Below are 17,505 nucleotides of genomic sequence, written 5' to 3' on the forward strand. Positions count from 1 at the left end.
CGACACCATTCGTGTGCAAGATGGGTAGTGGTAGCTCCCCAGCCCCCTTTCTTCCTAGGAGAAGCAGCCGTGTCCCAATCGACTTCGCACGTGCGTGTAGTCCCACCGGCCCTCGCCGCCGATGGCACCCCCCTGGTCCGCCCCCAAGACCTGGCCGACGAGACCGTCAAGCTGGTGCGCCACTGGCTCACGGAGGGCTCGAAAGTCCCGGTTGACGCCTCAGCCGCACAGCTCGCCGGCGTGCTGAAGGACCCCAACGGCCTGGACTTCACTGTCGGCTTCGTCGACGGCGTGATCCGCCCCGAGGACCTGAAGGTCGCGGCCCGCAACCTCAAGTCCCTGGCCCCGAAGGTTCCCTCCTTCCTGCCCTGGTATATGAAGTCCGCGGTCGCCCTCGGCGGCACCATGGCCCCGATCATGCCGGGCATCGTCGTCCCGATCGCCCGCAAGGTGCTGCGCGAGATGGTCGGCCACCTGATCATCGACGCCACCGACGCCAAGCTCGGCGCCTCGATCTCCAAGATCAAGAAGGAAGGCATCGACCTCAACGTCAACCTCCTGGGCGAGGCCATCCTCGGCGAGGGCGAAGCCGCCCGCCGCCTCGAAGGCACCCACAAGCTGCTGGCCCGCGACGATGTCGACTACGTGTCCATCAAGGTTTCCTCCACCGTGGCCCCGCACAACCACTGGGCCTTCGATGAGGCCGTCGAGCACATCATCGAGAAGCTCATCCCGCTCTACCGCCTGGCCGCCACCTCCGCGCCCAAGAAGAAGTTCATCAACCTGGACATGGAGGAGTACAAGGACCTGGACCTGACCATTGCGGTCTTCACCAAGATCCTTGACCGCGAAGAATTCCGCGACCTCGAGGCCGGCATCGTGCTGCAGGCCTACCTGCCCGACGCCCTCTCGGCCATGATCCACCTGCAGGAATGGTCCGCGAAACGCGTGGGTCTGGGCGGAGCCCCGATCAAGGTCCGCGTCGTGAAGGGCGCCAACCTGCCGATGGAGCAGGTGGAAGCCAACCTGCACGGCTGGCCGGTCGCCACCTGGAACACCAAGCAGGACTCGGACACCTCCTACAAGTCGGTGCTGGACTACGCGCTGCGCCCCGGGCACGTGGAAAACGTGCGCATCGGCATCGCCGGCCACAACCTCTTCGACGTCGCCCTGGCCTGGCTGCTGGCCCAGGGCCGTTCCGTCACCGCCGGCATCGAATTCGAGATGCTGCTGGGCATGGCCACCGGCCAGGCCGAGGCCGTGCGCAAGGACGTCGGACGCCTGCTGCTCTACACGCCGGTCGTGCACCCGGGCGAGTTCGACGTTGCCATCGCCTACCTGATCCGCCGCCTCGAAGAGGGCGCCAGCCAGGAGAACTTCATGTCCGCGGTCTTCGAGCTGGACAAGAACGAGGCATTGTTCGAGCGCGAGAAGAACCGCTTCCTGGCCTCCCTGGCCGACCTGGATGACAGCATCCCGGCCCCGCACCGCATCCAGGACCGCAACGTGGTCGACGCCGCCGCCGTGGAGGCCAAGCTTGCCGGGCTGGCCGACGGCACCCTCGACTTCGAGAACACCCCCGACACCGACCCGGACCTGCCGGGCAACCGTGCCTGGGGCCGGGAGATCGTCAACAAGATGGTCGGCTCGACCCTCGGTGTTGATTCGGTGGCCAAGGCCATGATCCACACCGAGGACGAGCTGAACACTGTCGTCGAGACCGCAGTTTCGGCTTCCGAATCCTGGCAGGCCATGGGCGCCAAGGCCCGCGCCGCCATCCTGCACCGCGCCGGTGCCGCCCTCGAGGCCCGCCGCGCCGACCTGCTCGAGGTCATGGGCTCCGAATGCGGCAAGACCCTTGACCAGGGCGACCCCGAGGTCTCAGAGGCCATCGACTTCGCCCACTACTACGCCCAGCGCGGCCTGGAACTGTACACGATCGACGGCGCCACCTTCGTGCCCTCGAAGCTGACCGTCGTCACCCCGCCGTGGAACTTCCCGGTCGCCATCCCCGCTGGCTCGACCCTGTCGGCGCTGGCCGCCGGCTCCTCGGTCATCATCAAGCCCGCCGGCCAGGCGGCACGCTCCGGCGCGGTCATGGTCGAGGCCCTGTGGGAAGCCGGCGTGCCGCGCGATGTCCTGCAGCTGGTCCAGCTTTCCGAGCGCGACCTGGGCACCGAGCTCGTCTCGCACCCGGCCGTCGACCGCCTGATCCTCACCGGCGGCTACGAGACCGCCCAGCTCTTCCGTTCCTTCCGCAAGGACCTGCCGCTGCTGGCCGAGACCAGCGGCAAGAACGCGGTGATCGTCACCCCGAACGCCGACCTGGACCTGGCGGCCAAGGACGTCGCCGCCTCGGCCTTCGGCCACGCCGGCCAGAAGTGCTCGGCCGCCTCACTGGTGATCCTGGTGGGTTCGGCAGCGGACTCCAAGCGCTTCCACAACCAGCTGATCGATGACATCCGCTCACTGAAGGTCGGCTACCCGCAGGACCCGCAGACCCAGATGGGCCCGGTCATCGAACCGGCACAGGGCAAGCTGCTGCGCGGCCTGACCACCCTGGGCGAGGGCGAGAAGTGGGTGCTCGAGCCCCAGAAGCTTGACGAGTCGGGCAAGCTGTGGAGCCCGGGTGTGCGCTCCGGCGTCAAGCGCGGTTCCGAGTACCACCTGACCGAGTACTTCGGCCCGATCCTCGGCGTGATGACCGCAGAGACCCTCGAAGAGGCCGTCTCCATCGTCAACGACATCGACTACGGGCTGACCAGCGGCCTGCACTCGCTGGATTCGGGCGAGATGGCCTACTGGCTGGAGAACATCCAGGCCGGCAACCTCTACATCAACCGCGGCATCACCGGTGCCATCGTGCAGCGACAGCCCTTCGGCGGCTGGAAGAAGTCGGCCATCGGTGCCGGCACCAAGGCGGGCGGACCGAACTACCTGGTGGGCATGGGCTCCTGGGAAGACGCCCCGGTGGCACAGGCCGGCCAGCTTTCGGCCACCTCGACCGCACTGCTGAACGCCGCGCGCGGAACCGACATCGCCGAGGCAGATCTTTCCTGGCTCGAGGGTGCCTTGGCGTCGGACAACGCCGCCTGGACCACTGAGTTCAACACCGCCAAGGACGTCTCCGGCCTGCACGCGGAGCGCAACGTGTTCCGCTACCGCGCCCTGCCGGTGACGATTCGCTTCGAGAACGAGACCTCGGGCCACGGCATCGCGGAACTGCTGCGCGTCGTTGCCGCGGGCATCGCCGCCGGATCCCGCGTCACGGTTTCCTCCGCGGTCGAGATTCCCTCGGCAATCCGCACGGTGCTCGCCGAATCCTCTGCCACCGTCGTGGTTGAGGATGCCCAGGCCTTCGGCGCCCGCGCCGCCCGCCTGGCCGCCAAAACCGGCCCGGATTCCGCGGCCCGCATCCGCCTGATCGGCGGCTCGGTCCTGGACGTGGCCGAGGCCACCGGAGGCAAGCCCGATGTCGCCATCTACGGCAACAACGTGGTTTCCGCAGGGCGGGTGGAAATGCTGACCTTCCTGCACGAGCAGGCGGTCTCCATCACCGCGCACCGCTTCGGCACCCCGAACCACTTGAGCGACGCGGTTATCTAGTAACCTAAAGCTCCAACGCAGCAGGCCCGTGGCAGTCCCCTCAAGGGGGAAGTCGCGGGCCTCCTGCGTGCTGCCGGACAATGCTTGACGGCGGTCGTCCCCGGCCGATACATTAACGATTATCGTTGTTATCGCAAATCGTTAAGGATGGGAATTGTGAGCAGAGACCTGGATCCTCCGTTACAAAGACTTGGCCACATCGGAGGACGGACATTCCTGCTGACCGTTTCGGGCGTTGCGACTGTCGCCGGGTTGCTGGCCGTTTTTTACTTGGCCTGGTTCACTGAGGAAACCTTCACGCGGTCATTCTTTTTCGAAGCGTCACTGGTGACGCCACCGAGCGACGTTCCGGACCTACGCGGCGTCTCCGGGGCATCCTTGGCCACGTATGGCACTGCAATCGTTGAGAGCGACGAAGGCCTCTTGGCGCCCCGGCTAGCGCTGGCTGCTGCCCAGGCCTTGTACTTCCTCCTGTTCATTGCCGGCTGCGCGGCCGTCATCCTGATCTGTCGCCGCCTGTGGAAGAACGAACCGTTCACGACGATGGCCCATTGGATGCTGCTTGCTTTGGGGACACTGGCCGGCGTCACTGCATTGATTGCCCCCTGGCTCGAAACGCTCTCGACGCACCTGGCTGTCACCGAGCTTGGATTCCCCGGTTCCGGATCGGATACCCCGGGCGCCTCCGGCGACGGCTATTGGCTGGCGACCTCGGCCGAGTTCAGTTTCCAGGATGCGAACCACTCTTTGCTGGCGCTCGGCGTCGTCTTGATCCTGCTGTCGCTGGTCTTGCGGCGCGGGCGCAGCATGCAACTAGACGCCGCCGGGTTGGTTTAATGGGCCGCAGGAACGACGAAATTGATTTGACGAGCGGAGTCCACTGCCGGCTTGACGAGCTGTTGCGTGACCGCTCCATGACGTTGACCCGTCTGGGCGAGCTGGCCGGAGTAAGCATCGTGAATCTTTCGGTGCTGAAGAATGACCGGGCCAAGGCCATCAGATTCAGCACACTCGTTGCCATCTGCCGGGCACTGGAATGCGAGATTGGCGAGCTGCTGGTACTGGAGAACCAGGTTTTGAAACGAGTCGCCAACGATTGAGGCGTGCGACCCCATCGTGGGATCGCACGCCTCGGGTGTCTCCAGTACAGCCTTCGCTCTAGTCCTCCAGCTTCAGCGCCTTGCGCCAGGACAGCGCCGAACCGGTCTGCATGATGGCCCGGCGGTAGATGCGTTCACCGAGCAGCACCATGGCCCAGGCCGCCGCAATGGCGATAGCCAGCGCGGCAACCGGCTCCCACAGCGGCACATCGCTGCTCAGCAGGCGGATGGGCATGGCCACCGACGAAACCACGGGAATGTATGAGGCGACGACCAGCAGGGAGCCCTTGGCGTACATGCCGGTGAAGAGCACTGCCACCAGCACCATGATGACTGGGCCGGTGGACTGCTGCAGGTCCTCGGTCCGCGATGCCATCGCGCCCAGCGCCGCCCAGACGGCGGCGAGGATCAGGAAGCCGGCCAAGAAGAAGGCCAGGAACCATCCCGAGGTGGCAATGACGACGGAGATGAAAGGGATTTCCGTGGGCATCATGGTCAGTGCCAGCAGGCCGATGCCCACGAACAGGCATAACTGACCCATGGCCAGGATGAGGTTGCCCAGGATCTTGCCTGCGAGCAGTTGGCGGATGGGGATTGCCGTGGCGAGGATTTCAACGACGCGGTTCTGCTTCTCCTCGACCACCGAGTTGGCGATCGGCAATCCGAAGATCATGGCGGACATGTAGAAGAGGAACGAGAAGATGAAGCCCATGACCATGGCCATCGAATTGCGTTCCTGGTCGCCCTCAAGCAGTACTTGGGTCACGGCGGACCCAGCCGTCAACTCATCGAGGGTGACTCCCAGCTGGCCCGCATTGAAGTCCAGTGCCTGGGCTTCGGCAGCGTCGGCGAGCAGTGACTTGATGTTGCCCGGCACGTCGATGAGCCCGGTGAGGCTGTAGCCGTCCGGGGTGGGCGCGAGCACCAGATCCGCGTTCTTGGCGCGCAACGTCTCGAGTGCCGCGTCCCCGGAAGCCACCGGCTGGGCGGTCAACTCGATCTTCTGGTCCTTGGAGATGGCCAGCTCGTTGGCCGAGGCCACAAGAGCCGCGGTCCTGCCGTTTTCGGCGAAGGCAATCGTCGATGTGGTGCTCTTGTCTCCCATGATCCCGGCGAACACTACGGAACCTACGATGAGCGCGACGGTGATCAGCGTGGTGATGATGAACGACTTGTCGCGGACCTTCACCGTGACCTCGCGCAGGGTCACGATCAGCCACGGCGCGCCCCGCTGTTCGGCAACGGAGTCGGCGGCGGAGGCCTCGGAGGGCTTGGTGCGTAGGTCTGTGCTGCTCATCGGATGACCTCCCGGTAGATTTCTGCCAACGAGGGACGTTGCGGGGCGAACTCGGTGACCGCCCCGCGTGCTACGGCGGCGCGCAGGACGCGCTGGGCAGTGGCGTCGTCGGCGAACTCGACCAGGGCACGCGGGCCGGCCACATCCAGGACGCTCACTCCTGGCTGCTCGCGCAGCCACCCGGCATCGGGCGGTGTCACCACCACGTGTTTGGCGCTGGCGCGCGCCCGCAGGTCCGCAGCGGTTCCGGAGGCCACGATCTTGCCGCCGGCCAACACCACCAGGTTGTCGCAGAGCTGGTCGATCAAGTCCAGCTGGTGGCTGGAGAAGAGGATCGGCACCCCGGTGGCCGCGCGCTCGGCCAGCAGGGAGGTCATGGAATCCACAGCCAGCGGGTCCAGCCCGGAGAACGGCTCGTCCAGAACCAATGCGGTGGGGTGGTGCATCAGCGATGCGGCGACCTGGACACGTTGCTGGTTGCCCAACGAGAGGGATTCGAGCTTGTCCTTGGTCCGGTCGGCAATGCCGAAGCGGTCCAACAGGTCCAGCGCCTCGCTGCGGGCGTCCCCGCGGCTCATGCCGTGCAGCTGTCCCAGGTATTGGAGCTGGTCCAGCACCTGCTGCTTGGGATAGAGACCGCGTTCCTCGGGCATGTAGCCGAAGCGCGCCCGGTCGGCATCGGCGATCTGCGTGCCGTTGAAGTACACGGTGCCGGAGTGGGACTTCAGCACGCCCATGATGATGCGCATGGTGGTGGTCTTCCCCGCGCCGTTGGCCCCGACGAATCCCGTCATGCCGTTGGCCGGGACGGAGAACGAGACGTCCTCCAGCACCGTCCGGTCCCCGAAACGCCGGGTGAGACCTTCTACCTCTAACATGGTTCTTCATTCCTCCGGTATGCATGGTGCCGGCCCGCGGCGGGCCCGATCCTGTCCTCCAATCTATGCCGCGGCATGGTCGTCAAGGATCGTTCAAAGGAATGAAATTGTTGCCCGGCCTGTGCCTATGGCGTTCAGGGCTCCATCGAAGGGATGAGCCCGGCACGGTAGGCGAAGACCACGGCCTGCACCCGGTCCCGCAGTCCCGCCTTGGCCAGGATGTTGGAGAGGTGCGTCTTGACTGTGGCCTCCGAGACGAACAGGTTGCTGGCGATCTCCGCATTGGACAGCCCGCCAGCTAACTTGACCAGCACCTCGCGTTCCCGCGCTGTCAGCTCGTCCAGGATCCGCTGGTCGTGGGGCTCCGCAACTCCCGCCGGGACCGGGACCTGCGGCGACTGCGGGTGGGCCGTCGCGGTGCCCCGCCGGATGATGCGCATCGTGACCTCGGGGGAGAGCAACGCGTTCCCAGCGGCCGCCGCGTGCACGGCACTGATGATGACTTCGGGTTCGGTGTTTTTCAGCAGGAATCCGCTGGCACCGGCGTCGATCGCGGCAAAAAGGTAGTCGTCGCGGTCGAAGGTGGTCAGGACGACGACCTTGGCGTTGGTGCCTGCAGTGATCTGCGCTGTGGCACCGACGCCGTCGAGCTCCGGCATCTGGATGTCCATGAGCACCACGTCGGGCTGCAGCTCCAGCGCCGCGGCCACCGCTGCCCGTCCATCGGCCGCGGTGCCGAGCACCTCAAGATCCGCGTCGGTGCCGAGGATCAATTCCAGGGAGGAACGGATCAGCGGCTGGTCGTCGCACACCAGGATGCGGATCCTGCTCATGGGGTTGCTCCTTCGGTGGCCTCGGCCACGGTATTGGTGTTCAGGGACCGAAGCCGTGCGCGGGTGCGCCAGCCGGTGGGGGAACGCGGGCCGATGTCCACCTGCCCATGGTGCAATTCGGCGCGTTCCCTGATGCCGCGTAGGCCAAAGCCGCTGCCGGCGGTCCCGGGCCGCGGGCTGCCGTCGTCGGTGACCTCGACCTCCGCCCATTCCCCGTTCGCGTCGCTGCCGCTACGCAGGGAAAGGACAGCGGTGCGGGCCGTGGAATGCTCGCGCACATTGGCCAGCGATTCGGCGGCGATCCGGTAGAGCGCCAGTCCGAGCCCGGCGCCGGCCTGCTCGAAAAATCCCTCGCGGTGCTCGACCTGGATCAGCTCGACCTTCACCCCGGCGCGGGCCGACTGCTCGGCCAGGACGGGAAGCTCCGCGAGCGAAGGCTCGGGGGAGCGCTGGGCGGAATCCCCGGGATCCGTTTCCCCGTGCCGCAGGACCCGCAGCAGCGAGCGGGTTTCGCCCACCGCCTGTCGGGCAGAATCCTCGATGCCGTGCATCAGCTCCGCGGCACGCCCCGGATCCCGGGGCTGGACCATGCGGGCGGCCGCCGCCTGCACGCCGACCGCCGAGATGTGGTGGGCAACCACGTCATGCAGTTCGCGGGCTATGCGCAGGCGCTCGTCGATGACGGCGCGGCGCGCCAGCTCCACGGCCTGCTCCTCGAGCTTCGCGGCCTGCTCCACGACGATCTCGTGCTGCCAGGCGCTGCGCCAAGACATGAGTCCCAGGAACGTGGCCCCGCCGAAGTAGAACAGGTTGACCAGGAACGAATACCCGGCATAGGCAATCACCGGGTCAATGAAGCCCGAGGTTTCGATGGCCATCGGCAAGTCCAGTTCCTCGCCGAAGACCAGCTTGGCGTTGGTGATCCCCACGACCAGCCAGAGAAACATGGCCAAGATGACCCCGGTCAGCGCGAGGCGCAGGGCACGCCTGTCCCGCGCCCAGGTGACGGCCGAGTAGAGTCCGACGAAGTAGGTGATCTGCGGTGCGAGCTGCATCATGACGGCCGGCATCCAGATCCCGAACCCCAGGAACATTGCCGAAAGCACCAGCATCGAACCAATCGGAAAACGCCGGCGAAGCGCCAAGGGAGCCGTCAGCGCGCACATGGCCAGATAGCCCGGAATCCGGTCCGGGGCATCCTCGGCCGGGGCAAAGCTGAGCATCATTTCCATGCCGAGCAGCGCGGTGGCCATGACCAGAAGCGTGACCCAGACATCGCGCCGGAGCAGTTCACGGGACGGCAGGGGGCGTTCGAATTCCTCGGGCGGAAAGTCGCCGGGCAGGAAGCGTTGGCGCAAGGCCAGGAATTTCATGGTTCGTCCTCGGGGCACATAGCCGGTCATCATCCCACCCATGAACCTATCGCATGGCGCTTCCGGCGCGGGCTCCCGATGCGGCGTGGCAGCCAAAATCCCTTGTCTGAAGGCGACAAATGCGATTGGGTGGGGCCATGGCCACATTGATCGAAGACTACGCCCTGCTCTCGGACCAGCGCACCGCGGCATTGGTCTCCCTCCGCGGTTCGGTGGACTGGTTGTGTTTTCCCCGATTCGACTCCGGATCGGTCTTCGCCGCCTTGCTGGGCACCAAGGAGAACGGCCGCTGGCTGCTGGCCCCGACCGAGGGCGAGGTTCTCAGCCGCAACTACCTTGACTCCTCCTTTGTCCTGCGGACCCTGTGGGGCAGCAAGACCGGGCAGGTCCTGGTCACCGACTTCATGCCCATGGGCGACGGCGGTTCCAGCATCATGCGCCGCGTGGAGGGGCTCTCGGGGTCCATGACGTTTGAGCACGAGCTGGTCATCAGGTACGACTACGGTCAGGTCCTGCCCTGGGTCCGTCGCAACTTCGATCCGGAGCGCGGCACCGAGTCGCTGGTCGCCGTCGCCGGCCCGCACGCCGCGGTGCTCCACGGCACCCGGCTCCCAAAGCCCAAGCACCATACCCACCGCGACGAATTCGAGGTCCGCGCGGGAGAATCCTACGATTTCGAATTCGCCTGCTACGCGGGCCACGTGGAGATTCCCGCGCCGAACGACATCGGCATGGCCATGACACAGACGGCGCGCCAGTGGCGCGACTGGGCGGCGGACATCCCGCCGCACGGAGACCACGAGGCGCTGGTGCGCCGCTCGCTGCTGGTGCTCAAGGGGCTGACCCACCGCGACACCGGCGGCATCGTCGCGGCCCCGACGACCTCGCTGCCCGAGTTCTTCGGAGGCGAACGGAACTGGGACTACCGCTTCTGCTGGCTGCGCGATGCCGCACTGACCCTTCAGGTGATGATGACCCACGGGTACGAGCAGGAGGCCCTGCAATGGCGCGACTGGCTGCTGCGGGCCATCGCCGGTGACCACCACACCGTGCAGGTGATGTACGGGGTCGGCGGCGAGCGCGAACTGCCCGAGCGCATCCTGCAGCACCTGCCCGGCTACGGCGGGGCAAAGCCGGTGCGCACCGGCAACGCGGCGGTGTACCAATACCAGGGCGACGTGGTCGGCGAGGTCATGGTGGCCCTGGATGAATTGCGCACCATGGGCGGGCGCGAGGACCACTTCTCCTGGCCGCTGCAAAAGGCGATGATCGCGGACGTGATCGCCAAACTCGAACGCAGGGACCACGGCCTGTGGGAGATGCGCGGGGAGCCCCAGTACTTCACGCACTCGCGCGTCATGATGTGGGCTGCCCTGGAATCCGGGGTCCGGGCGGTGAGGCACCACGGCCAAACCGGAGACCTGAAAAAGTGGGAGGCCGCACGCGATGCGCTGCGCGCCGAGATCCTGGCGAAGGGATACAACCAGGAACTGAACTCGTTCACGCAGACCTATGACAACACCGAGGTCGATGCGTCCTTGCTGGTCCTCGCGCAGGTCGGGTTCGTCGACTACGCGGACCCCCGGATGCTCGGCACCGTGGCCCGGATCGAGAGCGACTTGCTGGGCCGGCACGGCTTCGTCCGGCGCTACCGGACCGAGGTCGGAACCGACGGCCTGCCGCCGGGGGAATACACCTTCATGGTCTGTACCTGCTGGCTCATCGAGCAATACGCCCATTCCGGGCGCCTCGACGACGCCCGGCGGCTTCTGGCGAAGCTCGCCGGGATCGTCAACGAGGTGGGTCTGGTGGCCGAGGAATTCGATCCGGACACCGGCCATATGGCCGGAAACTTCCCCCAGGCGCTCTCGCACCTGGGCCTTATCCGTGCGGCCGATGCCATCGAGGAGGCCGCCGGGGCCCGACCGGCCAGGCCGCGCCGCGGCCCGAAGTAGGATCGCGGCGCGGCCTTCCGCTTTTAGCGCTGGGGCAGCGGCAGCGGTTCGGCGATCGGCTGATCCTGGGGATCCATGTCGATGCCGTAGTCCTTGGCGAAGAGGACCCGGGTGCCGGTGTAGACGCCCTCCTGCTTTTCGTCGAGTTCAAAGACACGCGCGCCGCGCAGGCTGTGCTCCTCGGCACCGCCCAGGCCATAAGTGCCGAAGCCCGTTCCCGGGCCGTAGCCCAGCTCGATCCCGTAGTAGTCGCCCATGAAGGTGTTGATGTGGTCGTGCCCGCAGTATGCGCCGCGCACGTCGCCGCGTTCCTGCAACGCGGTGAACAGGCCCGAGTTGAATGCGCCGACATAGACGTCCTCGTTCTTCACGCCCACGATTCCGTGCTTTTTCACGGCCTTGGCGTGGTCCGCGTCATTGGAGGAGAACTGGGATCCGTACCACATGTGGTGGTGCTCCCACAGGGGGATGTGGAAGAACATCAGCGACTGGACCTTGCCGTGCCGCACCTCGGTGGCGCGGGAGGTCTCTCGGTACCAGTCGATCTGTTCCGGGCGGATCCAGTCGTAGGACTTCAGTCCCTCGAAGTCCTGCCCGCCGATGGTCTCCGGGGCGTAGCGTCCCGAGTCCAGCAGCCAAACGCCGAAGGCCGGCTTGCTGCTGCGCGAGGAGGCGATCAGCAGCTGGGAGTTCGAGGAACCGAAGGTGCTGTCTTCCTTGGTGTTGACGTTGTGGTCGTAGCCGCGGATGAAGTCGAGGATCTTGGCCTCGGACATCTTCGTGCCCTTGGACAGGGAATCCTCGTCGTGGTTGCCGAAGGTCAGCGCCCACGGGATCTTCCGTGATTCCATGGGCATCACGACGTTGTTGATGGCCTGCTTGACCTCCGTCGCGTTGGCGGGGGAGCCGTTGATGACATCCCCGTTGATGACCACGAAGCCCGGCTTCTCGGAGTCCAGCACGGCGTCCATGAGTTCAAGGGTGCGACGATCGGTCCGCGGACCGTCCTGGGTGTCGTTGAACTGGACGATCTTGAACTTGCCGTCCTGGCCGAACTTCATTTTCGCGCTCGCCGGGGAGCCCTGCTTCTTGGGAGAGGCGGCCATGGCCGGACGGGATCCGACGGCAAGGATGCCCGAGACAGCGGCGGCGGTACCGCCAAGAAGGACGCCACGGCGGGGGACGGACGAAGGGGTTTTCATGCTGTGCCTTTCAAACGGGTAACGACCAGAGGGGATTGTCGAACGCGATGGCTCGAGGTCGTGTACTAGACCTTAGAAAGGATGGGTGTCCGGAAGGTTAAGCATTGGTGGCCCCCGGGTGCCCGCCACGTGGCCACAAGGGCGGATGCGCCGAATCTAGTGCATCACCTGCCCGTACCTGTAGGCGGTGTGTGCCGGCCGCGGGGCGGCCGGCACACAATCACAGGTCGATGGCGGGTGACGCGTCCGTCTGTTGGGGAGCGTCAAACCGGTCGAGGGGATGCTCGATCTCGTCCCGGTACATTCGTCCGGCGAACCAGGCAATGATCCCGATCACCGGGGATGCCACGCCCGCCACCACGAAGATCATCCACAGGGGAATGACTTCGGCAAGCGGTCCTGCCAGCGCCATCGACACCGGCATGAGTGCCAGCGAGACGAAGAAGTCCAGCGAGGAGATCCTGCCCAGCATGTGGTGCGGGACCCGGCGCTGCAACAGCGTGCCCCAGATGACCTGTCCGAGTCCGCCGGTGATGCCCGGGATGACCATGATGATGGCCAGTGCCAGCGGTGTGCTGGTCAGCCCGATCAGCGCCAGCGGCAGCGTGCCGAATCCCCAGAACATGATCATGAAGGTGAGGTAGCGCCGCGGCAGCGGGAAGGAGGAGGTCACCATGGAGCCGATGGCGCTGCCGACGCCGTAGGCGGCGAGCATGAACCCGAAGGTTTTGGCGTCCCCGCCCAGCTGGTCCTCCACGACGAAGGGCAGCAGTACCTCGATGGGTCCGATGAAGCTCAGCACCGAGATGACGGCAAAGAGCAGGGTCCAGAGCAACCAGGGGGTGCCCACGGTGTAACCCACTGCCTCGCGCAGGTCGGCCAGGGCGCTTGGGCGCTTCTGGTTGGGTTCAAGGTGCGCGTCGTAGGCCTTGTGATGCCCCAGCATGTTCAGGACCAGGAACGCGACAACGTGGCAGGCTGCTATCCCGACAACCGCCATTGACGGATTGAATGAGGCAACCAGCACGCCGGCAATGGCGGGACCCGCTGCCTGCTGCAGGACCGGACGGAACATTCCCTCCATGCCGTTGGCGGCCAGCAGGTCCTCTGCCGGCAGGATACGGGGCAAGAGCGCCGAATAGGCGGGGAAGAAGAACGCTGCACCGGCACCCTGGATGAAACCGGCCACGGCAAGGTGCCAGAGCTCCATGGCCCCGGTGATGGCGAGCGTGGCCACGGTGGCCATCACGAATAGCGAGACGGCCTCGACGAGAATGATGATCTTTCGGCAGCTAACCCGGTCGGCGGTAATGCCGCCAACAAGCACGAAGCCCAGCAGGCCCAGGGACGTTGCGGTGGCCACCACTGAAAGCTGGGCCGGCCCTCCACCCAGGTGCTTGACCTGGTAGACCATCGCCACCGCCCACATGCCATGGGCAAAGACGCTGATGGCCATCGCGATCAGGAGGATGCGATAGTCGCGATGGGCGAAGGGTCGTAGCGCGCGCGGGGCCATGGTGGGGGTCCTGAAGATGGGTATGCGGGGTCAAAGCACGGTGGTGCCCATGACCAATTTTGCGGCCCGCCATTGATGAATGTCAATCACTGGTCGTGTGAGGTGGATGACAGTCAAGTTACTGATGAGTAGTATGGGGTTCATGCATGCACTCTTTCGCCTCCTGATCGTGCTGGCCACGGCACGTAAACGCCCCAAGATTTCGATGTTCGATACCTCTTCCATGTCGATGCGCGCCCTGCTCACCGACATCGACATTGCCGGGCACATCAACAACGGGATGTACTTTTCCCTCTTCGATTTGGGCCGCTTCGACCTGATGGTCCGTGCCGGGGTGTGGGACATCATGAAGAAGAACAAGTGGAGTCCCGTGGTCCAGTCCGAGACCATCACCTTCCGCAAGTCAGTGGTCTTCAACCAGAAGTTCACGCAGGAAACCCGCATCCTGGGCATGGACGACAAGTGCATCTACTTCGAGCAGCGCATGGTCGCCAACGGGGAAATCTACGTGCAGGCGGTCATGGCCACGCGACTGCTTTCGAAGAACGGCCCGGTGGGCAACGAGGAGATCCTTGCCAAGGCCGGCTTGACGGTGCCCGATGGCCTGGAGCTGCCCGAATGGGTGGCACGCTGGCGCGAAGACACCGCTTTGCCCGGTGCGCGCAGGCCCGCCCCGCACCTGTGGGTCTAGGGCACGGGGTGGCGGCAACGGCCCGTTGCCCTTAGCGCTTCGCGGTATGGGTCACCAGCGCCTCTGCCGCGTTCACCACCTGCTGCGCGTGCATTTTCGCAATGAAGTCCAGCGGCCGGTCGTCGTCCAGCAAGGGGTTGGCGGCTTGCAGCCAAGCGACAGCGGCCTGCGGGTCTTCCATGCTCTGCAAGGTCAGCCACACGCGGTAGCCCAGGCGCAGCCGTTGTTCCGTCACTGCATCCAGCTCGGTGCCCTCTGGATGTGCCCAGCGGTGCGGGGCCGTGCGGTCGGTGGTTCCGGAGATCACCTGCACCTGGGGTGCCCCGATGGCATCGACGAGGGTGCGGACGAGATCGTGGATGTCTGACCGTGTTGCTTCCACATACACGGCGCTGTGGTTCAACGTTTTCATGCTTCCAGCATCACCCCGACGCGCCCGGAAATCCATGCCCGGCGGCACACCAAAACCCGCCACGGAGAGCGGTGGTCCGCGGAAGCCGCGGAAGCCGCGGTCCCGGGCGGATGGGCGTCCTATGCGCGGAGACGGGTTCGGTGGTGGAATGTAACCATGAACCTCATTCCACCGCCGTTGGCCGTGACCGGGTCCACCGGGGAGCTCGGCGGCAGGGTCGCCGCACTGCTCAGTGCCGCCGGGGTCAAGCAGCGCCTGCTGGCCAGGACGCCGCGCAAGGCGCCGCCGCTTGACGGTGCCACCGTGCTGCAGGCCGCCTACGAAAACACGTCAGGCACGCGCACGGCACTGGCGGGGGCCGAGACGGTGTTCATGGTCTCCGCGTCCGAAAGCCGTGACCGCTTGGAGCAACATTGCGACTTCGTCGATGCGGCGGTTGCGGCCGGGGTGCACCACCTCATCTACGTTTCGTTTATCGGCGCCGCCCAGGACGCGGTGTTCACCCTGGCCCGCGACCACTACGCCACCGAAGAATACATTCGGGCCTCGGGACTCCAGTACACGTTCCTGCGCGACAACTTCTACGCTGATTTCCTGCCTGACCTGGTGGGGGCGGACGGGGTTATCCGCGGGCCGGGCGGCGACGGCAAGGCCGCCGTGGTTGCCCGGGCCGACGTGGCGCGCACGGCAGCGGCGATCCTGCGCGAACCGGGCAGGCATCTTGGGGCGACCTACGAGCTAACCGGCCCCGAGGCGCTGTCACTGGCTGAAGTCGCGCAGATCCTGAGCAACGTTGGCCCGCGGCAGGTCTCCTACGTGGACGAGACGGTCCAGGAGGCCTACGCCTCGCGGGCTTCCTACGGGGCTCCGCAGTGGCAACTCGACGCCTGGGTCTCCACTTACCAGGCGATCGCCGCCGGCGCACTTGAAAACGTCAGCGGCGACATCGAGCGGATCACCGGGCAGCCGCCGATGTCGCTTGCTCAGTTGCTGCGCTCCTAGCTGCGCGACTCTGTCAGCTGGCGTGCACCAATGTGAGTGTAAATCGAACGGCACTCGGTCTCCTTTGCTGCCCGGCCTTGGCCTGGGAGGGCTTGTTGTGGCTGCCATGATGTTGTGTCCGTTGCGGTGATCGAATCTTTTTCCTAGTAATTGAAGCCACGGCTTCAAGCTGTCGGTGGTGTCTTCTATGATTGGGGTATGGCAGCGACGTCATCGAGCAGCGGTTCCGGCAGCATCCTGGATGTTGTCGATGAGGAACTGTCCTACGGGGCGCTTTTGGGTCGCGGGTTGGACATGGGTGTCCTGATGGCCGAGTACCTCGTGCGTACCGGGCCCGATGGGGTGCGGGCCATGGCACGGGCGGTGAACCTGGCCACGGCCCAGGACGATGGCTTCGAATTGGTGGAAACCCTCGGTGCCTACGAGCACCTGAAGTCGGCGGTCGGCGCCAAGCAATCGGAGTTGGCGTGCACCCTGGGGGACGTTGTCGCCGCCGACCGGATCGGGCGAGGGGTGCGGGTCAAGAACCCGCAGTGGGGCGTGGGCGCGGAGGTGGGCCTGGCCCTGCACGCGTCCCAGCGTTCGGGGACGAGGTTCCTGAACCGCGCCCGCATCCTCACCGAGGACCTGCCCTGCACCCGTCAGGGGCTGCGGGAGGGGACCATCAACTCGGAGGAAGCCAAGCTCATCGTGCGGGAGGTGCGGCGCCTGAAGCCGGTGAACCGCCGGGACATCGACCGGATGCTTTTTTGCGAGACCCACACCTGCTTCGGGCAGGGAGGTGCCAAGCTGCGGGAGATGATCCGCCAATGGGCGCTGATCCTTGAGCCGGAAGCCGAGGTGGACCTGGAGGAGCGTGCGATGAGGGAACGGCACGTGGAGGTGTTCCAGGTCGATCCGTGCCGGGTGAGGATCACCGGGATGTTCCCCTTGGAGTACGGGGCGGCCCTGTGCCAGGTCATGGCGCGTGAAATCGGCCGTGCCCAGGCTGCCGGGGACCCCCGGACCCAGAGGCAGATTGCCGCCGACTTCTTTTTCGAATCCCTCACCGGGATCGGCGACCACACCAACATCCCCGTGGAGGTGAGCCTGGTGATGACCGACAGGACCCTGTACCAGGGCCACCCCGAACCGGCCGTGATCCCCGGCTACGGATACATCAGTGCCGCCAGGGCCCGCGAACTGTTTGCCGGGAACCCGGATAACCCCCTGGACTCCTGGGTCCGGCGCCTCTACACCGCCCCGGGCACCGGGGACCTGGTGGCCATGGACTCCAAGGCACGGCTGTTCAGCGGCGGACTCAAGCGCTTCATCACCCTGCGGGACCGGTACTGCCGCACCCCGTACTGCAACGGGAAAATCGAGCACCTGGACCACGTGGTGCAGGTGTCCCGCGGCGGACCAAGCACCGCGGAAAATGCGGGCGGACGATGTCGCCTCTGCAACGCCGCCAAGGAAGCCCCCGACTGGGAAGAACACACCGTCCCCGGCCATCCGCATCACCACCTCCAGCGGACACCCCTACACCTCAACCGCACCACCAATGCCCGGCACCCGCCAATACAACGTACGACCGATCAACCCGGCGGACCGGCCACCCAGGCGCGAGTGAGCGCTTGTACGTCCGGTGAGTGAATCAA

The 17,505-nt window shown here is 65.8% G+C and carries 14 protein-coding genes; 7 read left to right on the plus strand and 7 right to left on the minus strand.

What is annotated here, in order from left to right; genetic code table 11:
* Positions 1-69: 69 nt before the first annotated feature.
* From Q2T94_RS12025 to Q2T94_RS12035, 3 genes are all read left to right on the plus strand, one after another.
* A complete protein-coding gene (locus tag Q2T94_RS12025; RefSeq protein WP_436836828.1) occupies positions 70-3,606 on the plus strand; it encodes a proline dehydrogenase family protein in 3,537 nt (1,178 codons plus the stop codon).
* A 156-nt stretch (positions 3,607-3,762) separates the two neighbouring features.
* Positions 3,763-4,443, plus strand: a complete 681-nt coding sequence (locus tag Q2T94_RS12030; RefSeq protein ID WP_264270202.1) for a hypothetical protein — start codon at positions 3,763-3,765, stop codon at positions 4,441-4,443.
* Positions 4,443-4,706 carry a helix-turn-helix domain-containing protein gene (locus Q2T94_RS12035; RefSeq protein ID WP_264270203.1) on the plus strand — a complete coding sequence of 88 codons (264 nt, stop codon included), beginning with the start codon at positions 4,443-4,445 and terminating at the stop codon, positions 4,704-4,706. The genes Q2T94_RS12030 and Q2T94_RS12035 overlap by 1 nt, the downstream gene beginning before the upstream one ends.
* A 58-nt stretch (positions 4,707-4,764) precedes the next feature.
* Here Q2T94_RS12035 and Q2T94_RS12040 read toward each other — a convergent pair whose 3' ends face one another.
* The 4 genes from Q2T94_RS12040 to Q2T94_RS12055 form a co-directional block, all read right to left on the minus strand.
* Positions 4,765-6,003: an ABC transporter permease gene (locus Q2T94_RS12040; protein ID WP_264270204.1), complete on the minus strand. Its 1,239-nt coding sequence runs from the start codon at positions 6,001-6,003 to the stop codon at positions 4,765-4,767.
* Positions 6,000-6,881 (minus strand): ABC transporter ATP-binding protein, encoded by an 882-nt coding sequence (locus Q2T94_RS12045; RefSeq protein WP_302264580.1) that lies wholly within the window; start codon positions 6,879-6,881, stop codon positions 6,000-6,002. The genes Q2T94_RS12040 and Q2T94_RS12045 overlap by 4 nt, the downstream gene beginning before the upstream one ends.
* Positions 6,882-7,015: 134 nt before the next feature.
* Positions 7,016-7,714 carry a response regulator gene (locus Q2T94_RS12050; protein ID WP_302264581.1) on the minus strand — a complete coding sequence of 233 codons (699 nt, stop codon included), beginning with the start codon at positions 7,712-7,714 and terminating at the stop codon, positions 7,016-7,018.
* Positions 7,711-9,087, minus strand: coding sequence for a histidine kinase (locus Q2T94_RS12055; RefSeq protein WP_302264583.1), 1,377 nt, complete (start codon positions 9,085-9,087; stop codon positions 7,711-7,713). Before Q2T94_RS12055 ends, Q2T94_RS12050 begins: the two co-directional genes overlap by 4 nt.
* Before the next feature lie 119 nt (positions 9,088-9,206).
* Between Q2T94_RS12055 and Q2T94_RS12060 the strand changes: the two genes are divergently transcribed.
* On the plus strand, positions 9,207-11,042 hold the full coding sequence (locus Q2T94_RS12060) for a glycoside hydrolase family 15 protein (RefSeq protein WP_302264585.1): 1,836 nt from the start codon (positions 9,207-9,209) through the stop codon (positions 11,040-11,042).
* Positions 11,043-11,065: 23 nt separating this feature from the next.
* Here the strand turns inward: Q2T94_RS12060 and Q2T94_RS12065 are convergent, their stop codons facing one another.
* Positions 11,066-12,244 carry a metallophosphoesterase family protein gene (locus tag Q2T94_RS12065; RefSeq protein ID WP_302264586.1) on the minus strand — a complete coding sequence of 393 codons (1,179 nt, stop codon included), beginning with the start codon at positions 12,242-12,244 and terminating at the stop codon, positions 11,066-11,068.
* 220 nt (positions 12,245-12,464) lie between these two features.
* Positions 12,465-13,760, minus strand: coding sequence for an MFS transporter (locus tag Q2T94_RS12070; RefSeq protein WP_302264588.1), 1,296 nt, complete (start codon positions 13,758-13,760; stop codon positions 12,465-12,467).
* A gap of 142 nt (positions 13,761-13,902) precedes the next feature.
* Here Q2T94_RS12070 and Q2T94_RS12075 point away from each other — a divergent pair, with 142 nt between their 5' ends.
* Positions 13,903-14,451: an acyl-CoA thioesterase gene (locus Q2T94_RS12075; RefSeq protein WP_302264589.1), complete on the plus strand. Its 549-nt coding sequence runs from the start codon at positions 13,903-13,905 to the stop codon at positions 14,449-14,451.
* 31 nt (positions 14,452-14,482) lie between these two features.
* Here Q2T94_RS12075 and Q2T94_RS12080 read toward each other — a convergent pair whose 3' ends face one another.
* Positions 14,483-14,863, minus strand: coding sequence for an antitoxin Xre/MbcA/ParS toxin-binding domain-containing protein (locus Q2T94_RS12080; RefSeq protein ID WP_302264591.1), 381 nt, complete (start codon positions 14,861-14,863; stop codon positions 14,483-14,485).
* A 156-nt stretch (positions 14,864-15,019) separates the two neighbouring features.
* Between Q2T94_RS12080 and Q2T94_RS12085 the strand changes: the two genes are divergently transcribed.
* Together Q2T94_RS12085 and Q2T94_RS12090 are read left to right on the plus strand one after the other, a co-directional pair.
* Positions 15,020-15,865: an SDR family oxidoreductase gene (locus tag Q2T94_RS12085; RefSeq protein ID WP_302264605.1), complete on the plus strand. Its 846-nt coding sequence runs from the start codon at positions 15,020-15,022 to the stop codon at positions 15,863-15,865.
* A gap of 198 nt (positions 15,866-16,063) precedes the next feature.
* Positions 16,064-17,500 carry an HNH endonuclease gene (locus Q2T94_RS12090; RefSeq protein WP_302264607.1) on the plus strand — a complete coding sequence of 479 codons (1,437 nt, stop codon included), beginning with the start codon at positions 16,064-16,066 and terminating at the stop codon, positions 17,498-17,500.
* Positions 17,501-17,505 lie beyond the last annotated feature (5 nt).

The sequence above is a fragment of the Paeniglutamicibacter sulfureus genome (assembly GCF_030512175.1).
Lineage (GTDB): Bacteria > Actinomycetota > Actinomycetes > Actinomycetales > Micrococcaceae > Paeniglutamicibacter > Paeniglutamicibacter sulfureus.